Here is a 20538-nt window from a genome sequence, read left to right as displayed (position 1 = left end):
CTGGACCGCCTCGCCGCCGCGCCGCGCCGGGCCAGCGCCTAGGCGGCGAACGGGGATCGGCAGTAGTTGCCCAGGCATACCGTCAGCAGTCGCGTCATGTCCGGCCTCCGGCGCTGAGCGCCCGGCGCAGTGCGGTGGCGACCTGGTCGACGTCGTGCTCGTCCAGGTGCTGGTGGAAGGGCAGGCTGAGGATCTCCCGCCCGAGCTGTTCTGTGACCGGCAGCGGCTGGTGCCAGCGGGCGAACGCGGGCTGCTGGTGGTTGGGCGGGTAGTGCACCCCGACCGCGACGCCCTGGTCCCGCATCGCGTGGAAGACCTCGTCCCGGCCGGGCACGCGGACCTGGCACAGGTGCGGCAGCGAGCGCTCCACGTCCACGTCGACCAGACTCACGCCGTCCAGGCCGGCCAGCGCGTCGCGGTAGGCCGCCCACAGGCGCCTCCGCGCATCCTGGGTCGTGGCGAAGTGGGGCAACTGCGCGAGGCCGATTGCGGCGTTGATGGCAGACAGCTGGTAGCGCCGGCCGACGCCTTCGACCCGGTAGCTGGTCACGATGGCACGCTCGGCCTGGGACTGGACCACGCCCAGCAGCCGGAACCGCCGCAGCTGCTCGGCCTCCTCGCCGGTGCGGGGGATGACCGCACCGCCCTGACCACAGGTCAGGTTCTTGATCGGCCCGAACGAGAAGCACGTCAGCGTGCCCGTCGCGCCGACCCGGCGGACGCCGTCGAAGGAGCCGAAGGCGTGCGCGGCGTCCTCGACCACCGCGATACCGCGCTCGGCCAGGAACCCGCCCAACGGCGCGAGGTCGACCGCCCGGCCGCCGAACAGCACCGGCAGCACCGCCTTGGTTGCGTCGGTGACCGCCTCGCGGACCAGGTCGGCTGTGGTGCACAGGGTGGCCGGGTCGACCTCGACGAACACCGGCTCCGCCCCGGTGGCCAGGATCGCCTGCACAGTCGCGCAGAACGTGAGCGAGGGAACGACGACCTGGTCGCCGGGGCCGACGCCGAGCGAGGACAGAGCGGTGTGCAGGGCGGCGGTGCCGGAGGAGACCGCCACGGCGTCCGGCACGCCGAGGAACGCGGCGACCTGCCGTTCGAACTCCTCGGTCACCTCGGTGTGCCCGTACTGGCCCGTGTCCAACACCTGGGCGACCGCCTGGGCCTCGCCCCCGTACAGGTACGGGCTGGCGTTGCGTGAGGCGTCGGGCCGCGACGAGGTGGTCACGATACCTCCCGGATCGGTCGGATGATCGGTCGGAGCAGTGAGCTGGCCTTGTCCAGGGCCACGGACACATCTGCGGGCGACGGTCCGGCGGCAGTGATCATGCCGATCTTGTGGCCGGACCGGTCATGCGGGTGTACAGGGTCTCCGGGCTGGACGTACAGCTCGATGCCGGTGACACCGGGGACGTTGCGGGCTTCGGCGCCCCCCTCCCACGTGGCCAGTTCGCCTTCCACGTCAAGAGGGGAGCCGAGCAGTTCCACCCCGGCGTGCGCGTTGCGCGTCGGCCTCAGATAAGTGCCGAACGGCTCACCGAGCGCGAGTGCGATGAGCGCGCCCACGACGCTGACACCGTAGGCGGCCTCGTGCAGGCGCGGGATGCTGTCCCCGCTCAGGCGCGGGTTGGCTTCGACGATGCGGCCCTGGCCGTCCTCGCCAAGGACGAGGTCGAAGTTCGCGGGCCCGTTGACGATGCCCAGCGCACTGCACAGACGCTCGGCGACTCCCTCAAGGTGGCGGTGTTCGGCCGGGGAGAGCAGCGCCGTGCTGATCCGCCTGACGACGCTTCTCCCGGCCACAAGGTGTTGATCCTTGATACAGGTCATGACCGACTGGCCGTTGCGGAGGAAGAGGTCGATGGTCAGCTGTCGCCCGTCGAGGAATTCCTCGACGATCACGGTCCGGGAGGCGGAGTAGGCGCGCGCACGGGCGATGGCGGCAGGCAGGGAGTCAGGGTGGGTGACGCGGGTGACACCCTTGCTGCCCGATCCGTCCACCGGCTTGACCGTGAGCGGAAAACGCAACTCTGCCGCCTTCGCGGCGACCTCGCACGCGTCGTCTGACGCGGCCCACCCGTACCCGGCGATACCGCAGGACGCGACGATCCTGTGAAAGGCGGCCTTGTCGAGTCCCGCCAGGGCCGCCTCCGGGTACACGTAGGGCAGGCCGTAGCGCAGGCCCAGGACACGCCAGGTGGGCAGCGCGGCGTCGGTCGCACCCGCCACGATCCCTGCGGGCCGCGTGTCGCCCAGCGCTTCGGCGATGGCACCCGCGTCCCGGGTGGAGACCTCCATGGCCGCGTCGGCGAAGGGGAACGCCGGGGCGTCCGACCGCATATCGACAGCGATGGTCGGGATTCCTCGGCGTCCCGCCTCCTGGTAGAGAGGGATGTGCTCCTCCGATGCGCCGAGCACGAGCAGCGCGTTCAGTGGCCAGTTTTCAGGCATGCTGCGTCTCCTTGCGCAGGAGGGGTGCCCAGCGGTCGGGGTTGCGCCGGTACCAGTCGGCGGTCTGCGCCAGGCCCTGGTCCAGGTCGTGCGCGGGCCGGTAGCCGAGGGCCGCGATCTTGGACCAGTCCATCGCGTAGCGGATGTCGTTGGAGGCCCGGTCGGGGAGGTAGCGCACCCGGTCCCAGCCGACGTCGAACATCGCCAGCAGCCGGGCGGTCAGCTCTGCGCCGGCCAGGTCGGTTCCGCCGCCGATGTTGTAGACCTGGCCCGGGACACCGGAGCGCAGGACCAGGTCGATGCCCTGGCAGTTGTCCTCCACATGGAGCCAGTTGCGCATGTGCTGGCCCTGGCCGTGGAGGGTGACGTCGTGTCCCTTGAGCAGGCGGGTGATGAACAGGGGGATGATCTTCTCCGGGTGCTGGCGCGGCCCGTAGTTGTTGGAGGATCGGGTCACGCACACAGGAACGTCGAACGTCTGGAAGAACGAGAGGGCGACCAGGTCGCTGGCGGCCTTGGACGCCGCGTAGGGGACGCTCGGGCGGAGCGGGAAGTCCTCGGCGGCCTGCCCGCTCTCCAGCGGACCGTAGACCTCGTCGGTGGAGACGTGGACGAAGCGGAGCACCCCGGCGTCGCGGGCGGCGGCCAGCAGCGTGTGGGTGCCCAGCACGTTGGTGGACAGGAAGTTGCCCGCCTCGTAGAAGGACCGGTCCACGTGCGACTCGGCCGCGAAGTGCACGATGGCGGTGTGCTCCCGGGCCAGGACGCCCACCAGCCGGGCGTCCAGGATGTTGCCGGGGACGAACGTCAGCTTCGGCGAGAGCATCGCCTCGCCCAGGTTCTCCAGGCTCCCGGCGTAGGTCAGTGCGTCCAGGACGGTGACCTGGTCGACGGCGTCGGCGGCCAGCAGGCGGCGCACGAAGTGGGAGCCGATGAAGCCGGCCCCGCCGGTCACCAGCACCCGCGACATCGCGGCGGGCTCCGGGCGGGGGACGAGGGGGGCGGGGTTGCCGAGTATGGTCACGGGCGGCCTCCAGGAGGGCGGCGCGCCCAACCGGCGCGCAAGTTCCTTAAGGAACTTTCCCGCTAGTTCCCTAAGGAAGTCAACGCCCTGCGGAGGCTTGGACCAACCCCTTGCGTCACGCCTGGAACTCCCACTCCATCAGGTAACGGGAGGCGTCCAGCGTCATCTCGTTGACCTCCACCGGGACGCCGTCCCGGGCGAAGGCGAACCGCACGATCAGCACCACCGGCGTCCCCGCACCCAGCTCCAGCGCCTGCGCCTCCTCCGGCAGCGGCATCCGCACCCGGACCTGCTCACGGAAGCCCGTCGGCGCCCACCCCAGCTCCGCAAGCCGGGCATAGGTGCCGCCGGGGCCGCTGTCCGCACGGGTGATCGCCGACCCGGCCACCATCGCCGCCGGCAGGTAGGAGGTCGCCAGCATCACCGGAGCCCCCTCCACCAGATAGCGCCGGTCCCGCACCCACACCGCCGCCTCCGCCTCCAGGCCCAGCGCCCCGGCGATGCGGCCGGGGCAGGGCCGTTCGGTCACCGTCGCACGGTCCACGGCCATGGGCCGCTGCTCCAGGTCCGCCTCCCAGATGGAGCGCCCGCTGCCCCACTGCGTCGCCGCCAGCCGCTTGCCCGCCTGCCTGAAGATCGGCCGGAAGGCCCGCACCCGGGTGCCGGAACCGCGTCGCGCTTCCGTCAGCCCTTCCGCTGCCAGTACCGCCAACGCGCGCCGCGCCGTCTCCGCCGCGACCGCGTACTGCTCGACCAGGACGTTCTCGCTCGGGACGGTCGCCCCCGGCGCGAGGTCCCCGTTCAGGATGCGGCGACGCAGGTCATCGGCGATCAGGCGGTACGGCGGGGTAGTCACAGCGCCTCCAAGAACCAGTTCCCTAGGGAAGCAAACGTAGACCACTGCGGCCACACAGTCCTCCGCAGGGCACTGCGCGCTCAGCCCGCAGGAGCCGGCTCCCCACCGTCCCGCGTGCCGGAGCCGACCGTCGCGAGTCCAGGCGGCGGTTCACGTCCAGTTCGAAGCGCCCGTACGGGTTCACATGCGTCCACCACAGCGGGGACAGCGCCCGCCGGTGGCCTCGGTCAGCAGGTCGACCCACTTCGGCTCGGCCAGGACCTGCTGCATCAGCAACGTGTTGACGTGGACGAGACTGCTCTGCAGGAGGTGCAGGGCGAGCATGGAGACCTCCTGCCCCTCCTTGTCGTCGCCGGTCAGGTCGCCGTCCTTGCTGTAGAACAGGTCGGAGTTGGCACTGTTCCAGCTCTCCACGACCTGCAGACCCTCGTGGATCTCCTTGCGCATCTGGGGCGGGTCGTGCGCACGGCGTTCATCTGCGACTACCTCGCGGATGGATGCGCCGTGGGTGTCGGTGTACTGCCGGTCGACCTCCATGTCGGTGCAGTGCCGCAGCACGCCCTCGATCTGCGCGGCGGCGAACCGTGCGCGGCGGCCGGACTCCCCACGCCGAACGAGAAACCCGCCCCTTCGCCTGGACACGGAACGCCGACGAGATCCTCGAACGCCTCGCCGCATATCCTGATCAAATTTCCCGCGCGGGACACCGGACGGGTCATTCAGGCCGCGTCGGATCCGCCTCGCCCAGCGCCGCCAGCAGGGCGTCGACGATGCCGGGGTCCAGTGCCGTGGCCGCCGCCGGGTCCGTCGTGCGGCCGAAGCCGTCGTCGCCGACGGCGACACCGAGGGTGTAGCGGCCGGCGTAGGACTCGGTGCGGAAGGCCCACGCGCCGACCGTGCCGGGGGTGCCGTCGGGGCGCAGCAGGTCCGTGGGGGCCCGGTCCGGGCTGAAGCCGAAGTCGGTGAAGCGGAGCAGCAGGCCGAGACCGATCGCCTTGCTGTAGGCCTCCTTCAGCGTCCACAGGCGGAGCAGGGCGGGGTTGCGTTCCGCGAGGGGCAGGGCCTCGATGCGCTCCGCTTCGTACGGGGTGCACATGTGCCGGACGAGGCCGGAACCGTACAGGACACGGTCGGCGCGCTCGGCGTCGACGCCGATGGCGCCGTCGGTGGCCAGGCCGACCAGCAGCAGGTCGTCGGTGTGGCTGAGGCTGATGTGCACCCCGTCGTAGCCGCGCAGGAAGGGGCGGCCGGTGAGACCGTAGCCGAGTTCGACGGACTCGGGCGGTACGCCGAGCACGGCCGCGGCGGCGGACTTCAGCAGGAGGCGGGAGGCGGCGAACCGGGTACGGACCCGCGGGTGCGTCAGCTCCTGGAAGCGCTGCCAGTCGTGGCCCAGGAGCGTCCGCAGCCGCGGGCCCGTCCCTTCCGGCCGCCAGTCGTCCTCGTGGGCGCAGAGCACGGCGGTCCCGTGCCGTGCCAGGTCAGCGCGTACCCTGCTCCAGTCCGCCGCCGAGGGGCCGGAGATCGTGATCGGCCTCCCGGGGTCCGGGGTCCGGCGCCCAGGTGCCGTCATCGAAGGTCTCCATGGTGTGGTGGAGGTCGGACAGCACGTCGGCCGCGGTCGCGCCGTCGATCACCCGGTGGTCGAAGGTGAGGCCCAGTCGCATCATGGGCGCGGGGACCACGGCACCGTCGCGGACCACCGGACGGTCCACGACGCGGCCCGCGCAGAGGGTCACGGCGGTGCCGCCGGCCGAGTGGAAGCCGTCGACGGCGCGGTGGCCGAGGGAGCTGACGGAGACGGTGCCGAACACACCGGCGCGCCGGACCGGATCGCGCAGCGCGGCGGCGAAGGCGGCTCTGCCGAGCGGCACCGGGAGCCGGCCCAGCGTCCGTACGCCCTTGAACTCGGGCAGTTCGGCGGCCTGTTCGCCCCGGTAGCGGTCGACGCGTTCCTGGATCTCACGCAGGTTCGCGGTCTCCAGGCCGGGAACGAGCGCCGAGAGCACGGTGCGCTCGCCCTCGACGGGCCGGTCCAGGGCGAGTTTGGCGGTGACGCCGTCGAAGCGGACGATGCTCGGGCGGCGCAGCGCTCCGGGCCAGCCGGGCGCCATGACGGCGTTGGCCTCCGGGTGGCGGTCGAGGACGCGCCCGGCCGCGTACAGCAGATAGCTGACGACCGAGTAGCGCCGGCCGGCCGCGCGGGCGGCGGCGCGGTGTGCCTGGACGCCGGTCATGTCGATGTCGGTGTCCAGGTGCACGGGCCGCTGGGCCGCCGCCCACTCCAGGAAGTACAGGGTGTGGCGGCGGCGCCGTACGGCGGTGGTGGTGCTCACCCGGACACCGCCAGCTCGTAGATCTCCTGGAGGCTGCGGGCCTCCAGGACCTTGCCGACGGGGATCCTGCGGCCGACGGCGGTTTCCAGGGCGGTGACGAGCTTGAGAAGGTGGAGCGAGTCCCAGTCGGGGAGTTCGTCGAGGTCGGCGGCGACCTGTCCGGGTGCGAGCGGCATGCCGGTCTCGTCGTCGACGAGCCGGACGTAGTCGTCGAGGGTGAAGCCGCCCGGGGCGGGGACGGGCGCGGTGGTGTCGGTGGTGTCGGTGCTCATATCTTCTCCAGGGCGAAGCCGGCCTTGATCCATTTGCTGGACTCGACGGCGACCGCGAGGGCCCTCTCGCCGCCCGACATCCGTTCCAGCAACTTCTCGATCTGCAGGAAGGGCAGGGCGTTTCCGTTGTTGCCGGTGTCCGCGACGCACGAGACGTCCTTCGCGGTCGGCACGTCGAGTTCCTCGGTGATACGGCGCGTCATCCGGCCGGACAGCTGGGGCGGGAGCAGGTAGTCGAGCTGGTCGGCCTCCCAGTCGAGGTCGCCGAGCATCTCCCAGAGGATCTCGGCCGCCATGACGGGCACGGACTCCTCGATGGCCTTGTAGTCCTCGGTGAGGGCCTGCCGGTCGTCGTACCGGTCGGCGAGCCCGAACCACTCGATGACCTGTCCGGGCTTGCGGCCGAGACCGGTGAAGCGGTTGAGGACGTGGCGCAGCGCGACGCGCTGTCCGCGCGGCTCGTCGGTGAGGACGGCCGCGCCGGCGCCGTCGCCGAACAGGACGTAGTTGACGAGGTCGCCGGGGGCGGCGCCGGAGACGTCACGCTGGAGGTCGAGGTGTTTGCTGCACACGTCGCCGCCGATGACGAGGCCGGTGCGGTACTGGCCGGAGGCGATCATCGACCGGGCGACGCCGAGGGCCTGTACGGCGCCGGCGCAGCCGGACTGGAGCTGGAAGGTGGGGACCTGGTCCAGGCCGAGCTGGTCGGCGACATGGTTGACGGTGGCGGGCATCAGGGTGTCGGGGGTGGCCGTGCCGAGGACGATGAACTCGATCTCGGACGGGTCGGCGCCGGGGGCGGCGAGGGCCCGCTCGGCGGCCTGCGCGCAGAGGTCGGCGAGCGACCAGCGCACCTCGCCGGTGCCGAGGTCGCGGGCGAAGTGCCGCGTCCTGGTGCCGATGAAGACGTCGATCCACTCCTCGTTGATGCCGAGCACCTTGGACAGGGTGGCGTTGTCCACCGGGTCACCGGGCAGAGCGGTGCCGATGGAGGCGAGATAGCTCGTCGGAGCGGTCATGCGGTCCTCTCTTCTTCCATAGGCGCCCGGTTCTCCCCGGTACCGCCCGCGCCCACGCCCACGCCCGCACCCACGCCCGCGCTCCCGGAACCGGGCACCGTCGCGCCGAGTTCACGGAGGAAGGCGACGAGGTCGCCGACGGAGGAGAGCCGGGGCAGCAGGTCCTGGACCGTCAGGGTGCCGATGCCGGCGAGGCGGGCCTCCAGCCGGTTCTTGAGTTCCATGATCATGACGGAGTCGAAGCCAAGGTCCTCGTAGAGCCGGTCGTGCGGGCCGACTCCGGTGTAGCCGCCGACCAGCCGGACGGCGCCGAGGACGGCGTCCGCGACCGGGTCCGCCGGGCCGCCGGGCGGGTCCGGGGTGAGGACGGACACGGGGGCGGTCCCCGGCTCCGGGTGCGGTGCGGACGCCGGGGCCGTCGGTGCGGCGACCGGGCCCGGGGCCCGTACCGAATTCCTCGCCCAGTAGCGGTGCTCCGTGGAGAAAGCGTACGGGGCCAGCGGGTGCGCGACCCGTTCCTCGGGTGGGTACGCGGCGTCCCAGTCGGGGTCGACGCCGCCCCGGTACAGCTCGGCGAGGGCCTCGGCGAGGTCCCGGCCGGCGGACTCGGGGCCGTGCACCGGCAGGACATGGGCCGGGCCCGCGCCCTCGGCGGGCCGGCCGAGGTGGCGTACCAGCCCGGAGAGCACCGGCCGGGGGCCGGTCTCCACGAGGTGGGTCGGGCCCTCGGCGAGCAGCGCGGCGGCGGCGTCCCCGAACAGCACGGTGGCGCCGATGTGTTCGGTCCAGTACGCCGCGTCCATCGCCTCCCCGTCGAGCAGCCGGCCGCGTACGGTCGAGTACAGCGGGATCTCCGGCACTCCCCCGCCGACCTCGGCGGCGATCGTCGCGAAGCGGTCCCGTACGGGCCGCATCAGCGGTGAGTGGAAGGCGTGCGAGACCTGGAGCGGACGGGTGGTGAACCCCTCGGCCGCGAGTTCGGCGCCGATCCGTTCCAGGGCCGCCAGGTCACCGGAGAGCACCGTGGAGGTGGGGCCGTTGACCGCGCCCACGCCGACCAGGGGTTCCCCCTCGATCCGCGCCCGGAGGTCTTCCCGGGACGCCCGGACGGACAGCATGCCGCCGCCCGGGGGGAGTTCCTGCATCAGGGCGCCGCGGGCGGCGACCAGCCGGGCGGCGCCGTCCAGCGGGAGCGCCCCGGCCAGGACGGCGGCGGCGAACTCGCCGACGCTGTGGCCGAGGAGCAGGCCGGGGCGCACCCCGAGTTCCGTGAGGGTCCGGCCGAGGGCGTGGCCGACGGCGAACAGCGCGGGCTGCGTCCACCGGGTGTGGTGGACCGCCTCGTCGCCGGCGAGGAGCAGGTCGCGCACGGACCGCCCCGTGTACGGGAGCAGGGCGGCGTCGGCCTCGTCGAGGAAGTGCCGGTACAGCGGGGACCGTTCGTACAGGGCGGCGGTCATACGGGGGTACTGCGAGCCCTGTCCGGTGAACAGGAACGCGATGCGGGGCCGGGCGGCGGGCCGGCCGGCGAGGCGGGCCAGCAGCTCCGGGTCGGCGGCCGACTCGCGCAGCGCGGCGACGAGTTCACCGGTGTCGGTGGCGGTGGTCGCGAAGCGGTGGCGGTGGCCGGTCTTGACCCGGTTGCCGGCCCTGGCGAGCGGGCCCAGCGGGACGCGGCGGGCCGCGACCGCGTCCGCCTGGACGAGCAGGTTGCGGCGCAGCGCGTCGGCGTCCGGCGCGGTGAGGGTGAAGACCGCGGCGCCGATACCGCCCGGCGCGGCGCCGCTCACCGGCGCGGGAGGGGCGGCGCGGCCGGGCGCGGACTCCAGGACGGCGTGGGCGTTGGTGCCGCCCATGCCGAAGCTGCTGAGGCCGGCGACGGTGGGGCCGGCGGGCAGCCGCAGCGGTGCCTTGAGCAGCCGCAGGCCGTGGTCGCGCAGGGCGAGCCGCTTGCTCTCCTTGGCCGCGAAGCGGCTGGCGGGGACCACCCGGTGGTGCAGGGACAGGGCGACCTTGATCAGTCCGGCGATGCCGGCGGCGCCCTCGGTGTGGCCGAGGTTGCCCTTGACCGAGCCGAGTGCCATGGGCTTGCCGGTCCGGTCGGCGTGGTGGTGGCCGAGTGCCTTGACCTCCATCATGTCGCCGAGCGCGGTGCCGGTGCCGTGGGCCTCGGTGAAGACCACGTCGGAGGGGTCGACCCCGGCCCTGCGGTAGGCGGCGCCGAGCACCTCCTGCTGGGCCCAGCGGCTGGGCGCGGTCAGCCCGTTGCTGCGGCCGTCCTGGTTGACGGCGATGCCCCGGATGACGGCGTAGACGCGCTGGCCGTCGGCGATCGCGTCCCGCAGCCTGCGCAGCACGATCACGCCGACGCCCTCGCCCCGGCCGATGCCGTCCGCCTCGGCGCTGAAGGGCTTGCAGCGCCCGTCGGGGGCGGAGAGCCCGGCCTGGGTGTAGAAGATCGACAGGGCGGGGGTGAGGGCCACGTTGACGCCGCCGACGAGCGCGTGGTCGCACTCCTCGGAGAGCAGGGCGTTCACCGCGAGGTGCGCGGCGACCAGCGAGGAGGAGCAGGCGGTGTCGACGGCGAGGCTGGGGCCCTTCAGGTCGAGGTGGTACGAGATCCGGTTGGCGGTCATGCAGTAGCCGTTGCCGGTGCCGGCCTGGGCGGTGACGTTCGGGTAGTCGGTGAGGTGCAGTTGCGCCCACTCGTTGCCCATGACACCGACGAAGACCCCGGTCCGGGTGGCGGCGAGGTGGCGCGGGGCGATCCCCGCGTCCTCGACGGCCCGCCACGCGGACTGCAGCAGCAGCCGCTGCTGGGGGTCCATGGCGGCCGCCTCGCGCGGCGAGACGGTGAAGAACTCGTTGTCGAAGGCGTCCGGGTCGGCGATGAAGCCGCCCTCGGTGGTGTTGGTGTGTCCTGCCTCCCCGGCTTCGGAGTGGAACTCCTTGGCGTCCCACCGCTGCCGGGGCACCTGCCCCACCCCGTCCGCGCCGCGCATCAGCAGGTCCCAGTAGGCGCCGGTGTCGGGCGCGCCCGGAAATCTGCAGTCGATGCCGACGATGGCCACGGGCTCCATCAAGCGCCGCCGCTCTTCCCGGTCTCCGCGGCGATCTCCGCCATGAGGTGGCCGGCGAGGGCGTGGACGGTCGGGTAGTCCCAGGCGACGGTCGGCTCCACCATGAGGTCGAAGTCGTCCTCGATGTCTCCGCACAGGCTGAGGGCGGCGACGGAGTCGAGGCCGTACTCCGCGAGGGGCACGTCCGGGTCGATCTCGTCGGGCCGCCGCTTGAGGTAGAGGGCGATGCGCTCGGCCAGCCACGTGGTCAGAGACTCGGTGGTGTGTCCGGTGGTCGGAACGGGCATGGTGGACTCCTCGGCGGGGATGAGCGGTTCTCGCCTGCTGTCTCGTGCGGTCGTGATGTCGTGCTGTCGTACGGTCGTGATGGTGTGCTGCTGTGTTGCCGTGCTGTCTGCCGACCGCCGCCGCGGGCGGGGGGATCCGCGGCGGCCGTGCGGGGGTCCGTCAGCCGGTGAGCGGGGTGTCGTACAGGTCGTAGCCGCTGCGCGCGTGGAACCTGCGCAGCACTTCCTCGTGCATCCGGGCGGCCACGGACGCCGGGAGTTCGGCGGGCCGGCGGCCGAGCCGCCGGGCGAGCCGGTGCAGTGCGGCGGCGAGCCAGGCGGGGTCGGCGAGAAACGCGTCGCCGCCGTCGCGGGCCGCCTGCTGCCGGACGCCGATCGCCGAGGCCGCCGCGAGCAGGACGGCGTACCGGTCAGCGAGGGCGAAGGCGGCGGGGCGGGCGAGCGCCGTACGGTCCTCGGGGGCGAGCGCCCGGCCCGCCTCCTGGACCTGCCGCAGCTCGTCCACGAGTTGGAGCGTGAGTTCGTGGACGGCCCGCTCCTCGGGTGCCGCGCCGGGCGGGGTGTCCGCCGCCGCGACGAGTGTGGCGCTGAGCCCGTCCCGTCCGCTCGCCAGGGTGAGCCGGTCGTACGGGATGTCCGGCAGGTCCGCGCGCGGCCGGAAGAGTGCGGCGGGGGCCGGCTGATCGCTGAACCAGGAGCGCCGGGCGAGCCGGGACAGCTGGGGGATGATCGTGGCCTGGCAGGCCGCGGAGCCGGCGTGGCCGAGGCTGAGCACCGGCAGGTCACGGAGGTGCTTCTGGAAGATTCCGTACTCCCCGTCACGGACGTAGAAGCGGGCCCCGAGCACGACGGACAGCTCGCGCATCGCGTCGGTGAGCAGCTTCGGGACGAGGTACTTGGTGGCGGCGGCGAGGACGCCGGCCTGCTCGGGGAGCAGATGCACCGCCCGGGTCGCGGCCAGGGAGAGGCTGTCGCAGGTCAAGAGATCGGTGAAGGCTCCGGACAGGGTGGCCTTGGCATGCGGGATCTCCATGACGGACGTGCGGTAGAGGCGCCGGCCCAGCGCGAAGCGCACCACAGTCCGCAGGGCCGTGTCGGTGGTGCCGACCGCCATGCCGGGGAGCGCGGCCCTGGTGATCTGGAAGGCGCGCAGGGCGGTCTCGACGCCCTTCCCGGTCTCGCCGACGAGGGCCGAGGCGGGCACGGGTGTGTCGTCGAATCGGAGTCCGGACAGATGGCAGCCGCGCACGCCGACGCTGTCGTAGCGGGGCAGTACCCGCCAGGTGTCCGGGTCGAGCCCGTCGCGCTCGACGAGGAGGACGGAGTGGCTGCGGCTGCCGGGTGCGGGGCTGGTGCGGCTGAACAGGACCCAGGCGTCGGCGCGGCCGGCGTTGTTGATGACCTGTTTGGCGCCGTTCAGCAGATAACCGCCGCCCGCCGCGGGGCGGGCCTCGAACTCGTTGCGCACGAAGTCGTTGCCGTGCGCGAGTTCGTGGTACGCGACCGAGATCCTGCCGCCGCCGGTGAGGATCCGGGCGAGGCGTGCGCGCTGTGCGGCGTCCCCGGCGGCCCACACGTTCACGGCGGCCATGAAGGAGGTCACACCGTAACCGAGGCCGAGGGAGACATCGCGGCGGAACACCTGCCGCATGACACGGACCAGGGTGTCGAGCCGCTCCAGCCCGCCGCCCTCGGCGTGCGGCACGAAGTCGGCGCCGAGCCTCAGTTCGTCGAGGGCCCGCTCGCCGGTCCCGGAGAGTTCACCGGCCTCGTCCGCCTCGACCAGCCGGGCGAAGGACAGTTCGTTGCCCTCGTCGGTGGGGTCGCCCAGCCGCCGGTCCACCTCGGCCACGCGGGCCGCGGCCCGTGCCTCCTGCCCCGGTGCCCCGTGGCCGTCCCGTACGGCCCCGGTCTGCGGCTGCGCGTCCTGGGGCTCTGGGCCGATCAGCATGGCGTCCTCTCCGTCGCGTTCTCCGTCGCGTTCTCCGTCGCGCCGACGGCCGCGGCGGGCATCGCGGGCCGCCGCTCGGGGCCCCGCTGCGGCAGCAGCGAGAACAGCCGGCCCGAGGAGCGGGCCGCCCGCAGGGCGCCGAGCAGCTCTTCGTTCGTCTCCGGGCCGGCCGTCGCCGGTTCGCCGAGGCGGACCAGCAGCCGGTCGAGGGCGGCGTGCAGCCACAGGCCGTCGCGCCACAGTGCCCCCGTGTCGGGGTCGTCACGGACGTGGTCGGCGCTCCGCGTCCACAGGCCGGCACAGGCCGCTCCCGCCCAGCACAGGGCGTAGCGGCGCGCGACCTCGAAGGCGGCGGCCGGGACCTCGGTGAGCACGCCCTGGTACTCCGCCATCTCCGCGTGCACCGCCGTGGTGACGGCGAGCAGCCGCCGCGCGGCCCCGGCCACCGGGGCGAGCGCGGGGTCCGCTCCCGACCGCCGGGCGATCTCGTCGACGGAGGCGGCGAGCCCCGCCATGAGGCCGCTGCCGTGCCGGGCGACCAGCGACAGCTTCGCGGGGTCCAGGGGCGGCAGCGGTGCGGCGAGGTCGCAGGCGGCGTCGCCGCCCGCCGTGTCGCCGGTGGCGCGCCGGAAGCCGCGGACCAGTGGACGGAACTGGTTGACCAGGGAGTTGAGGTTGACGAGGGTGTTGCCGTCGAAGAGTCCGACGATGCGGTGGTCGCGCTCGACCTTCTGGAAGCGGCCGTCGGCGTGGACGTCCTTGAGGAAGGCGCGGGCGCCGAGCAGCCCGGTCAGATCGGCGAGGACCTGGTCGGTGCCGGTGGGCAGCAGGTACTTGACGACGGCCGAGGTGACGGCGAGTTCCGCGGTCTGGGTCTGTACGGCGCGGGCGGCGACCAGCGCGACCGCCTCGTGCAGCAGTACGTCGGCGGCGGCACCGGCCAGCACGTGTCCGGCCTGCGGGAGGTCGATCAGCCGCCGGCCGTACAGCTCGCGCTCCTCGGCGAAGTCCAGGCCGAGCCGCAGCCCGTGGTCGGCGGCGCCGAGCGACAGGGCCGCGCACATGGTGCGGGTGAGCTGGAGCGCCTTCAGCACGATCTCCAGCCCGGCGCCCTCCGTACCGACGAGGGCGCCACGCGGCACCCGGGCGCCGTCGAAGGCGATGCCGGAGATGTCGGCGCCGCGGATGCCGTGGGTGGGGATCTTCGGGAGGTGGCGGTAGGTGGTCCCGTCGAGTTCGCGCTTGTCCACGAGGAGGACGCTGAAGCCGCGCGGGCCCCCGTCCGGGCGGGTGCGGGTCAGCAGCGACAGCACCGACCCCCGGGTGGCGTTGTTGATCAGCCACTTCTCGCCGCTGACCACCCAGTGGTCCGGGGTGTCCGCCGCGCTCCCGTCGGTGCGCACGTCGTTGGCCAGCAGGTCGCTGCCGTGGGCGCGTTCGGTGAGCCCGAGGGCGACCGGGACCCCGGCCATGATGTCGGCGCCGAGCCGGGCGCCCTGCTCCGGTGAGCCCGCCACCCATACGCAGACCCCGCCGAGGTAGGTCTTGCCGTGGCCGATGGCGCAGGTCAGATCGCGGCGGGCGACGGTGCGGACGAGTTGGAGCACCTGCTCGTAGTCGCGCAGCCTGCCGCCGTACGCGACCGGTACGTACTCGGCGGGCAGGCCCCACTCCTGGAAGCGGTGGCAGATGTCGTCGGGAAACTCTTCCCTGTCGTCGAGTTCCGCGCACCGCGCGTAGGAGAAGACCTCGCCGGGGTCGTCGGGGTCGCCGAGGAAGTGGTCGAACTCCTCCGCGAGCCGGTAGGGCGGGTGTTCCACGTCAGACCACCGGTTCCAGGGACTCAGCGGCGGAGGCGCTGTCCTCGCCGGTGGCGATCAGTTCGCGGACGGCCGGCTCCAGGATCTCGTACAGCGGGGTGATCCCGCCCTCCAGGAACAGCTTGCGCATCAGGGTGCGCTGGATCTTGCCGCTGGTGGTCTTGCGGATGGTTCCGGGGCGTACGAGCAGGATGTTGCCGACCGGGACGCTGAACTCCCTGCCGATGAGGCTCTGGACGCCGGAGGCGACGGTGTGCAGGTCGGTGGAGACACTGCCGGGGCGGACCTCCTGGACGGCCACCAGGTGCTCCCGGTCGGTCTCGACGGCGAAGACGGCGCCCGCGCCGGCGCCGAGGGACTTGTCCGTGGACTGGACGGCGCGTTCGACGTCCTGCGGGTAGAGGTTGCGGCCCGCGAGGATGACCAGTTCCTTCAGCCGGCCGGTGACATACAGCTCTCCGTCGTGGAGTGCGCCGAGGTCGCCGGTGCGCAGCCAGCCGCCGTCCTGCCCACCCGGCCCGTCCACCCCGTCCGTGCCGCCGGAGATCGCCGCGTCGAATATCTCCTTGTTGGTCTCCGGCCGCTTCCAGTAGCCGGAGGCGACACTGTCGCCCTTGAGCCAGATCTCGCCGATCTGTCCCCCGGACTTCTCGACCCGGCTCTCCGGGTCGACGACGCGGACCTCGAAGTCCCGCGCGATCCCGCTGCTGACGAGGGAGCGCGTGGCGGCGTCCGCGCGCGGGCCGGCCAGTCCCCCGCGCTCCAGGGCCTCCGCGTCGACATCGATCACGCGGGCGGCGGCGGTCCGCGGGATGCCGGTGACCAGCAGGGTCGTCTCGGCCATGCCGTAACAGGGGAACATGGCCTCGGGGCGGAATCCCGCGGGCGCGAAGCGCTCGGTGAAGGCCCGGACCGTCTCGGCCCTGACCGGTTCCGCGCCGTTGCAGGCGGTGGTCCAGGAGGACAGGTCGAGCGTCTCCAGCTGTGCGTCGGTGACCCTGCGCACGCACAGGTCGTACGCGAAGTTGGGGCCGCCGCCCGTCGTCATTCCGTAGTCGCCGATCATCTTCAGCCAGCGGTAGGGGCGCTTGAGGAAGGTGAAGGGGGCCATCAGGACGCCCTGGGCGCCGAGGTAGAGCGGGTGCAGGATGTGCCCGATCAGGCCCATGTCGTGGTAGAAGGGCAGCCAGCCGCCGCACACGCTGTCCGGGCCGGTGCCGATCGACCGCTGGATCGCCGCCTCGTTGGCGAGCAGGTTACGGTGCGAGACCACGACGCCCTTGGGCTCGCTGGTCGAGCCGGAGGTGTACTGGAGGAACGCCAGGCTCTCCGGGGTGAGGGAGGGCGTGCGCCAGGCGGCGGCGTCGCCCTCGGCGGGATCGTCGGTGGCCAGGCACGCCACGTCGGTGAAGCCCTCCGCGGCCAGCCAGGCGGAGATCGCGGGGGCGTTGGCCGAGTCGGTGAGCACGGCGCACGCCTCGGCGTCGCGCAGGATGCCGGAGATCCGGGCGAAGTGCTGGCCCTGTTCGGTGGGCAGCGGTCCCGGCACGGCCACGGCACCGGCGTACAGGCAGGCGGTGAACGCCTTGATGAAGTCCAGGCCCGCCGGATAGAGCAGCAGGACCTGGCGGTTCGCGGCCTTCCGCTCCTGGAGCCAGGACGCGATCCGGCGCGCCTCGTGGCCGAGCCCGGCGGAGGTGAGGTGCTGCGGCACCGAGCCGCGGGCGTCGTCGGGCAGGAAGACGAAGGCATCCGCGTCGTCGCGGGCTTCGGTGCGTTCCAGAACCAGTTCCGTGAAGGTTCGGAAGTTCGTCAACGTCTTTCTCCGACCTCTCCGAGTTCCGCTGGCGTGGCGCCGGCACGGGTTGCTCTGACATCACCATCGTTGTCCGGGGCGCTAAGGAAACGCTTGTGCGTTTCCCGGCGCCCGGTGCGGGGCTCAGGTCATCCGGTGCCGCCGCCGATGGCCGCGTCGAGGGTCACATGTCCGGGCGCCTCGGGCAGCCGGGTGAGCGGGTGCCTGAACTCGACCGTGCCGTCCGCCGATTCGTCACCCCGCTCGAAGCCGAGCGACGGGTAGAAGCCGCGCATCTTGTGGTTCTTGGCGGTGGGCCGGTAGCTCGCGCGTACCTCGGCCGCGCCCGACTCCACGGCGTGCTCCAGCAGCGCGGCGATGGTGGCCTGCTCGATACCGCGGGCGAAGACCCGGCAGCTGAGCAGCATGTTGTCGATGCGCAGGGCCTCGTCCTCCCGGTGCGCGAAGAGGGCGCCGACGACCCCGTTGTCGCCGAAGCGGTCGCGGGAACGTACGGCCAGCACCAGGTGGTCCGGCGAGTCGAGCCGTTCGCGGACGTCGGGCACCTGGAGCCGGCGGGTGGTGAGGTTGAACTGGTTGGTGCGCAGGGTGATCTGGGCGACCCGGGCCACCTCGTGGTCACGTACCGGGGTGATCTCGACGGACACGTCGAGGGCGCGCAGGTACTCCTCCATCGAGCCGGTGCTCCCCCGGAGGTCCTGCCGCTCCGCCTCCTGGCGGTACTGGACGGCGCGGGCCCGGTCCTCGGTGGTCAGTTCCCGTACGTCGAACCAGCCGTCGGCGAGCAGCCGGTCGATGTGCAGCGCCGGTTCCTCGTCGAGCCCGATCACGGCGACCCCGGGGAGCGAGGCGGCGACGAGGCCGCGTTCGAAGGGCGAGTCGTCGGCGAAGACGAAGCTGTCGGTGCCGAGATTGAGCCGGTCCGCGATGTCGCGGATGTTGCCGTCCTTGGGCTCCCAGTTGGCGCTGATCCGGACGAAGTCTGCCTCGCGCAGGATCATGTCGGGGTGGTCGCGGAGCACGTCCAGCACCGGCTCCCGGTCGTTCTTGCTGCACACCGCGAGCAGGACGCCCTGGCCGCCGATCTGCTTGGCCACCCGCTGGAACCGGCCGAAGGCCTCACCGCGGTAGGTGGTGGCGGCGGCGATGCCGTCGGGTCCGTCGTCGCCGAGAATGCCGTCCCAGAGGGTGTGGTCGAGGTCGAGGACGAGCACTTTCTTGGCCCCGCCGCGCAGCGTCCGCAGCAGATGGCCCGCCTGGCGCGCGTACCGGGCGAGCACCTCCTCCCCCAGGTGCACCTTGGCGTAGGCGGCGAGCCGCGGGTCGCGGACCGGTCCGCCCTCGGCGATCAGCGGCTCCAGGTCGACGACGTGCAGCCGCGGGTGCGCGGCGGCGAGCCGCAGCAGACCCACGTTGAACTCCCGCCAGATGATGGAGAGTTCGGTGCGCGACCGGTGGTCGACCAGCTGCTGGGTGTGCTGGGACAGCAGCGGCAGGGTGTTGAGTACGAGCGTCCCGGTGCCGTGCTCGTCGTAGCGGGCGGCGAGCCCGTCGAGGAGGTCGAGTTTCTCCGCGACGGTCCGGGCGACGTCCTCCGTCCCCCAGGGCAGCGGCAGTTCGTCGAAGACGATCTGGGCGTCGAGGAGGCAGAGGGCGAGTTCGGTGCCGGGGGCGTACAGGTCGCTGCCGGTGTCCTGGAGGTCGCGCAGCCACCCGTCGTGGTCGCCGACGCGTACGCGCAGCGGGATGCCGTGGCGGGCGAGTTCCGCGTGGAGCGGCGCGGTCAGCCCGTCGAGGGTGCCGTGTCCCGTGACGGCGACGGTGGCGGGTACGACGCCGGGGTGACGCTCCGCGATCTCCTCGGGGGCGACCTTGGCGAGCAGCCGGCCCGCGCGGGACAGCCGGGCCAACCCGTCGTCCAGCTGCGCGAGTTCGGCGAGCAGCGCGGGCACCGCCGGGTACTCGGCGGCGAGCCGCCGCTCACCGTGGAGCGCGCGCAGTCGGTCGAGGGGGCCGACGGGGCCGGTGCGCTCGGGATCGGACGTCGTCACAGCTGTGCTCACGGTCGGTGCGCCTCTCTGCGGGGGCGGGCGGGCGCTTGGGAGCTTGCGCCCGGACCCTAAAGACGGGCTTGCGCCCGGGGGCGCGCCTGCCCGCGTGGCCCGGGCGCCGATCGCGACGGGGGCCGCGCGCCGACCGCGGCGGGGGCCGCCCGCAAGAGCTGCTTTAGGCCGGCTGCGGACCATCGGTCGATGACGACTCCTTACTGTCCTTCTGAAAGGCAGCCTGACGATGACAACTGAGCTGACCGCGGACGTGTGTGTGGTCGGAGGAGGCCCGGCGGGACTCACGCTGGCCGTCGAGCTCGCCAAGCGTTCGGTCTCGGTGGTGGTCCTGGAGCAGAGCGGTCACTTCGACCGGTCGTTCCGGGGCGAGTCGGTCTCTCCGGACTCGGTGTGGCTGCTCGACGGGCTGGGTGTCCTCGGCCGCCTGGACGGCGCCTACCGGCAGATGCACGGCATGGAGATCGTCGACTCCGGCAGCACGGTGCTGCGCGCCGACTTCCGCCGCTTCCCGTACCCGCACCCCTACCCCGTGGAGATGCCCCAGCCGGCGCTGCTCTCGGCCCTGACGGGCCTCGGACAGGAGGAACACCCGGAGCACTTCACCCTGGTGCGCCGGGCGACCGCCACCCGTCTGCTGCGCGCGGGCGGCGAGAGCGGTCCGGTCACGGGGGTGGTGGCCCGCACCCAGGAGGGGGAACTGACCGTACACGCGGCGCTCACCGTGGCGGCGGACGGCCGGTTCAGCAAGGTCCGTGAGATGTCGGGCCTGCCGTACACGAAGCTGCCGCTCGACCGTGACGTGGTGTGGCTGAAGCTGCCGTTCCCGTCCGAGTGGGACGACCGTACGTATCGCATCCGGATCCGCGGCGACCAGCACGGGCTGTTCATCCCGACCCACCCGGACAGTGTGCGCGTCGGTTTCAACATCCCCAAGGGCGGGCTGCGGGAGCTGCGCGCCCAAGGTCTGCCCTCGCTGTACGAGCGGCTGGACCGGCTCGCTCCGGAGCTGGCCGACGCGGTGCGCGGTGAGATCCGCTCCTGGTCCGACACCTCGATGCTGGACATCTTCACCACGACGGTGCCGCGCTGGTCCATGCCGGGCCTGGTCCTGATCGGCGACGCGGCACACACGCTGACCCCGATCCTCGGACAGGGCGTCAATCACGCGATCATCGACGCGGTGACGCTGGCCCCGCTGGTGCGTGACGCCCTTGACGCAGGTGGGGACGAGGCGGCGCTGGCACGGGCGGGCGTCGAGTTCCAGCGGGTGCGGGAGGAGTCGGTGGCCACGTCGCGCGGTCTGCAGCTGCGGCAGGAGCGGCTGTTCGCGCTGCACGGCGTCGGCGGTGCCGGCCGCCGCTCGCTGTACCGGGTGGTCGACCGGAGCCAGAAGCTGAAGGAACGGGTGCTGGCCGGCGCGTACTTCCAACTGCAGAAGCCGGGGCCGCATGTCGTGGCGGCGCAGTCCTCCGGACCCACCCGGGTGTGACGCGCGTGTCCGCGGACCCGGTGCGGTTCCGCGGACGGCACAGCGAGGCCCCGGCCCGCACGTTCCCGTGC

16 protein-coding genes are annotated in these 20538 nt (G+C 72.7%); 1 reads left to right on the top strand and 15 read right to left on the bottom strand.

Going from position 1 to position 20538, the window contains the following annotated elements; translation table 11 throughout:
* Nucleotides 1–94 precede the first annotated feature (94 nt).
* From ACFTZC_RS40825 to ACFTZC_RS40755, 15 genes are all read right to left on the bottom strand, one after another.
* A complete protein-coding gene (locus ACFTZC_RS40825) occupies nucleotides 95–1228 on the bottom strand; it encodes a DegT/DnrJ/EryC1/StrS family aminotransferase (RefSeq protein WP_382899051.1) in 1134 nt (377 codons plus the stop codon).
* The gene (locus ACFTZC_RS40820; RefSeq protein ID WP_382899049.1) at nucleotides 1225–2451 is read right to left on the bottom strand and encodes an ATP-grasp domain-containing protein; all 1227 of its coding nucleotides are present in this window, start codon (nucleotides 2449–2451) and stop codon (nucleotides 1225–1227) included. The genes ACFTZC_RS40825 and ACFTZC_RS40820 overlap by 4 nt, the downstream gene beginning before the upstream one ends.
* On the bottom strand, nucleotides 2444–3421 hold the full coding sequence (locus ACFTZC_RS40815; protein WP_382899065.1) for a dTDP-glucose 4,6-dehydratase: 978 nt from the start codon (nucleotides 3419–3421) through the stop codon (nucleotides 2444–2446). Before ACFTZC_RS40815 ends, ACFTZC_RS40820 begins: the two co-directional genes overlap by 8 nt.
* Before the next feature lie 169 nt (nucleotides 3422–3590).
* On the bottom strand, nucleotides 3591–4331 hold the full coding sequence (locus tag ACFTZC_RS40810; RefSeq protein WP_382899047.1) for a GntR family transcriptional regulator: 741 nt from the start codon (nucleotides 4329–4331) through the stop codon (nucleotides 3591–3593).
* Nucleotides 4332–4511: 180 nt separating this feature from the next.
* The gene (locus ACFTZC_RS40805; RefSeq protein ID WP_382899046.1) at nucleotides 4512–4973 is read right to left on the bottom strand and encodes a Tn3 family transposase; all 462 of its coding nucleotides are present in this window, start codon (nucleotides 4971–4973) and stop codon (nucleotides 4512–4514) included.
* A 73-nt stretch (nucleotides 4974–5046) separates the two neighbouring features.
* Nucleotides 5047–5904 carry a 4'-phosphopantetheinyl transferase family protein gene (locus ACFTZC_RS40800; protein ID WP_382899044.1) on the bottom strand — a complete coding sequence of 286 codons (858 nt, stop codon included), beginning with the start codon at nucleotides 5902–5904 and terminating at the stop codon, nucleotides 5047–5049.
* Complete coding sequence (locus tag ACFTZC_RS40795) at nucleotides 5813–6667, bottom strand: 2-oxo acid dehydrogenase subunit E2 (protein ID WP_382899043.1); 855 nt, start codon at nucleotides 6665–6667, stop codon at nucleotides 5813–5815. The genes ACFTZC_RS40800 and ACFTZC_RS40795 overlap by 92 nt, the downstream gene beginning before the upstream one ends.
* Nucleotides 6664–6939, bottom strand: coding sequence for an acyl carrier protein (locus ACFTZC_RS40790; protein WP_382899041.1), 276 nt, complete (start codon nucleotides 6937–6939; stop codon nucleotides 6664–6666). The genes ACFTZC_RS40795 and ACFTZC_RS40790 overlap by 4 nt, the downstream gene beginning before the upstream one ends.
* Nucleotides 6936–7958 (bottom strand): 3-oxoacyl-ACP synthase III family protein, encoded by a 1023-nt coding sequence (locus ACFTZC_RS40785; RefSeq protein ID WP_382899039.1) that lies wholly within the window; start codon nucleotides 7956–7958, stop codon nucleotides 6936–6938. Before ACFTZC_RS40785 ends, ACFTZC_RS40790 begins: the two co-directional genes overlap by 4 nt.
* Nucleotides 7955–11038, bottom strand: coding sequence for a type I polyketide synthase (locus ACFTZC_RS40780; protein WP_382899063.1), 3084 nt, complete (start codon nucleotides 11036–11038; stop codon nucleotides 7955–7957). Before ACFTZC_RS40780 ends, ACFTZC_RS40785 begins: the two co-directional genes overlap by 4 nt.
* Nucleotides 11038–11325: an acyl carrier protein gene (locus ACFTZC_RS40775; RefSeq protein WP_382899037.1), complete on the bottom strand. Its 288-nt coding sequence runs from the start codon at nucleotides 11323–11325 to the stop codon at nucleotides 11038–11040. The genes ACFTZC_RS40780 and ACFTZC_RS40775 overlap by 1 nt, the downstream gene beginning before the upstream one ends.
* 160 nt (nucleotides 11326–11485) lie before the next feature.
* Complete coding sequence (locus ACFTZC_RS40770) at nucleotides 11486–13276, bottom strand: acyl-CoA dehydrogenase (RefSeq protein ID WP_382899035.1); 1791 nt, start codon at nucleotides 13274–13276, stop codon at nucleotides 11486–11488.
* On the bottom strand, nucleotides 13270–15096 hold the full coding sequence (locus tag ACFTZC_RS40765) for an acyl-CoA dehydrogenase family protein (protein WP_382899033.1): 1827 nt from the start codon (nucleotides 15094–15096) through the stop codon (nucleotides 13270–13272). Before ACFTZC_RS40765 ends, ACFTZC_RS40770 begins: the two co-directional genes overlap by 7 nt.
* Before the next feature lies 1 nt (nucleotide 15097).
* On the bottom strand, nucleotides 15098–16912 hold the full coding sequence (locus tag ACFTZC_RS40760; RefSeq protein ID WP_382899032.1) for a fatty acyl-AMP ligase: 1815 nt from the start codon (nucleotides 16910–16912) through the stop codon (nucleotides 15098–15100).
* Between the two features lie 128 nt (nucleotides 16913–17040).
* On the bottom strand, nucleotides 17041–18975 hold the full coding sequence (locus ACFTZC_RS40755) for an HAD-IIIC family phosphatase (RefSeq protein ID WP_382899030.1): 1935 nt from the start codon (nucleotides 18973–18975) through the stop codon (nucleotides 17041–17043).
* 229 nt (nucleotides 18976–19204) lie between these two features.
* Here ACFTZC_RS40755 and ACFTZC_RS40750 point away from each other — a divergent pair, with 229 nt between their 5' ends.
* Nucleotides 19205–20467: an FAD-dependent oxidoreductase gene (locus tag ACFTZC_RS40750; protein WP_382899028.1), complete on the top strand. Its 1263-nt coding sequence runs from the start codon at nucleotides 19205–19207 to the stop codon at nucleotides 20465–20467.
* Nucleotides 20468–20538: the final 71 nt, after the last annotated feature.

Origin of the sequence: Streptomyces sp. NPDC056987 (genome assembly GCF_042673865.1) — a bacterium.
In the GTDB taxonomy this organism is placed as follows: domain Bacteria; phylum Actinomycetota; class Actinomycetes; order Streptomycetales; family Streptomycetaceae; genus Streptomyces.
Note: the sequence above shows the minus strand (reverse complement) of the source record. Positions and strands in the feature narration are given on the sequence as shown.

What these genes read in the sequence shown, in the direction of transcription:
- ACFTZC_RS40820 (WP_382899049.1), bottom strand. Translation starts at nt 2,451, where the DNA reads ATGCCTGAAAACTGGCCACTGAACGCGCTGCTCGTGCTCGGCGCATCG.
- ACFTZC_RS40815 (WP_382899065.1), bottom strand. Translation starts at nt 3,421, where the DNA reads ATGTCGCGGGTGCTGGTGACCGGCGGGGCCGGCTTCATCGGCTCCCAC.
- ACFTZC_RS40800 (WP_382899044.1), bottom strand. Translation starts at nt 5,904, where the DNA reads ATGACGGCACCTGGGCGCCGGACCCCGGACCCCGGGAGGCCGATCACG.
- ACFTZC_RS40790 (WP_382899041.1), bottom strand. Translation starts at nt 6,939, where the DNA reads ATGAGCACCGACACCACCGACACCACCGCGCCCGTCCCCGCCCCGGGC.
- ACFTZC_RS40785 (WP_382899039.1), bottom strand. Translation starts at nt 7,958, where the DNA reads ATGACCGCTCCGACGAGCTATCTCGCCTCCATCGGCACCGCTCTGCCC.
- ACFTZC_RS40780 (WP_382899063.1), bottom strand. Translation starts at nt 11,038, where the DNA reads ATGGAGCCCGTGGCCATCGTCGGCATCGACTGCAGATTTCCGGGCGCG.
- ACFTZC_RS40775 (WP_382899037.1), bottom strand. Translation starts at nt 11,325, where the DNA reads ATGCCCGTTCCGACCACCGGACACACCACCGAGTCTCTGACCACGTGG.
- ACFTZC_RS40770 (WP_382899035.1), bottom strand. Translation starts at nt 13,276, where the DNA reads ATGCTGATCGGCCCAGAGCCCCAGGACGCGCAGCCGCAGACCGGGGCC.
- ACFTZC_RS40750 (WP_382899028.1), top strand. Translation starts at nt 19,205, where the DNA reads ATGACAACTGAGCTGACCGCGGACGTGTGTGTGGTCGGAGGAGGCCCG.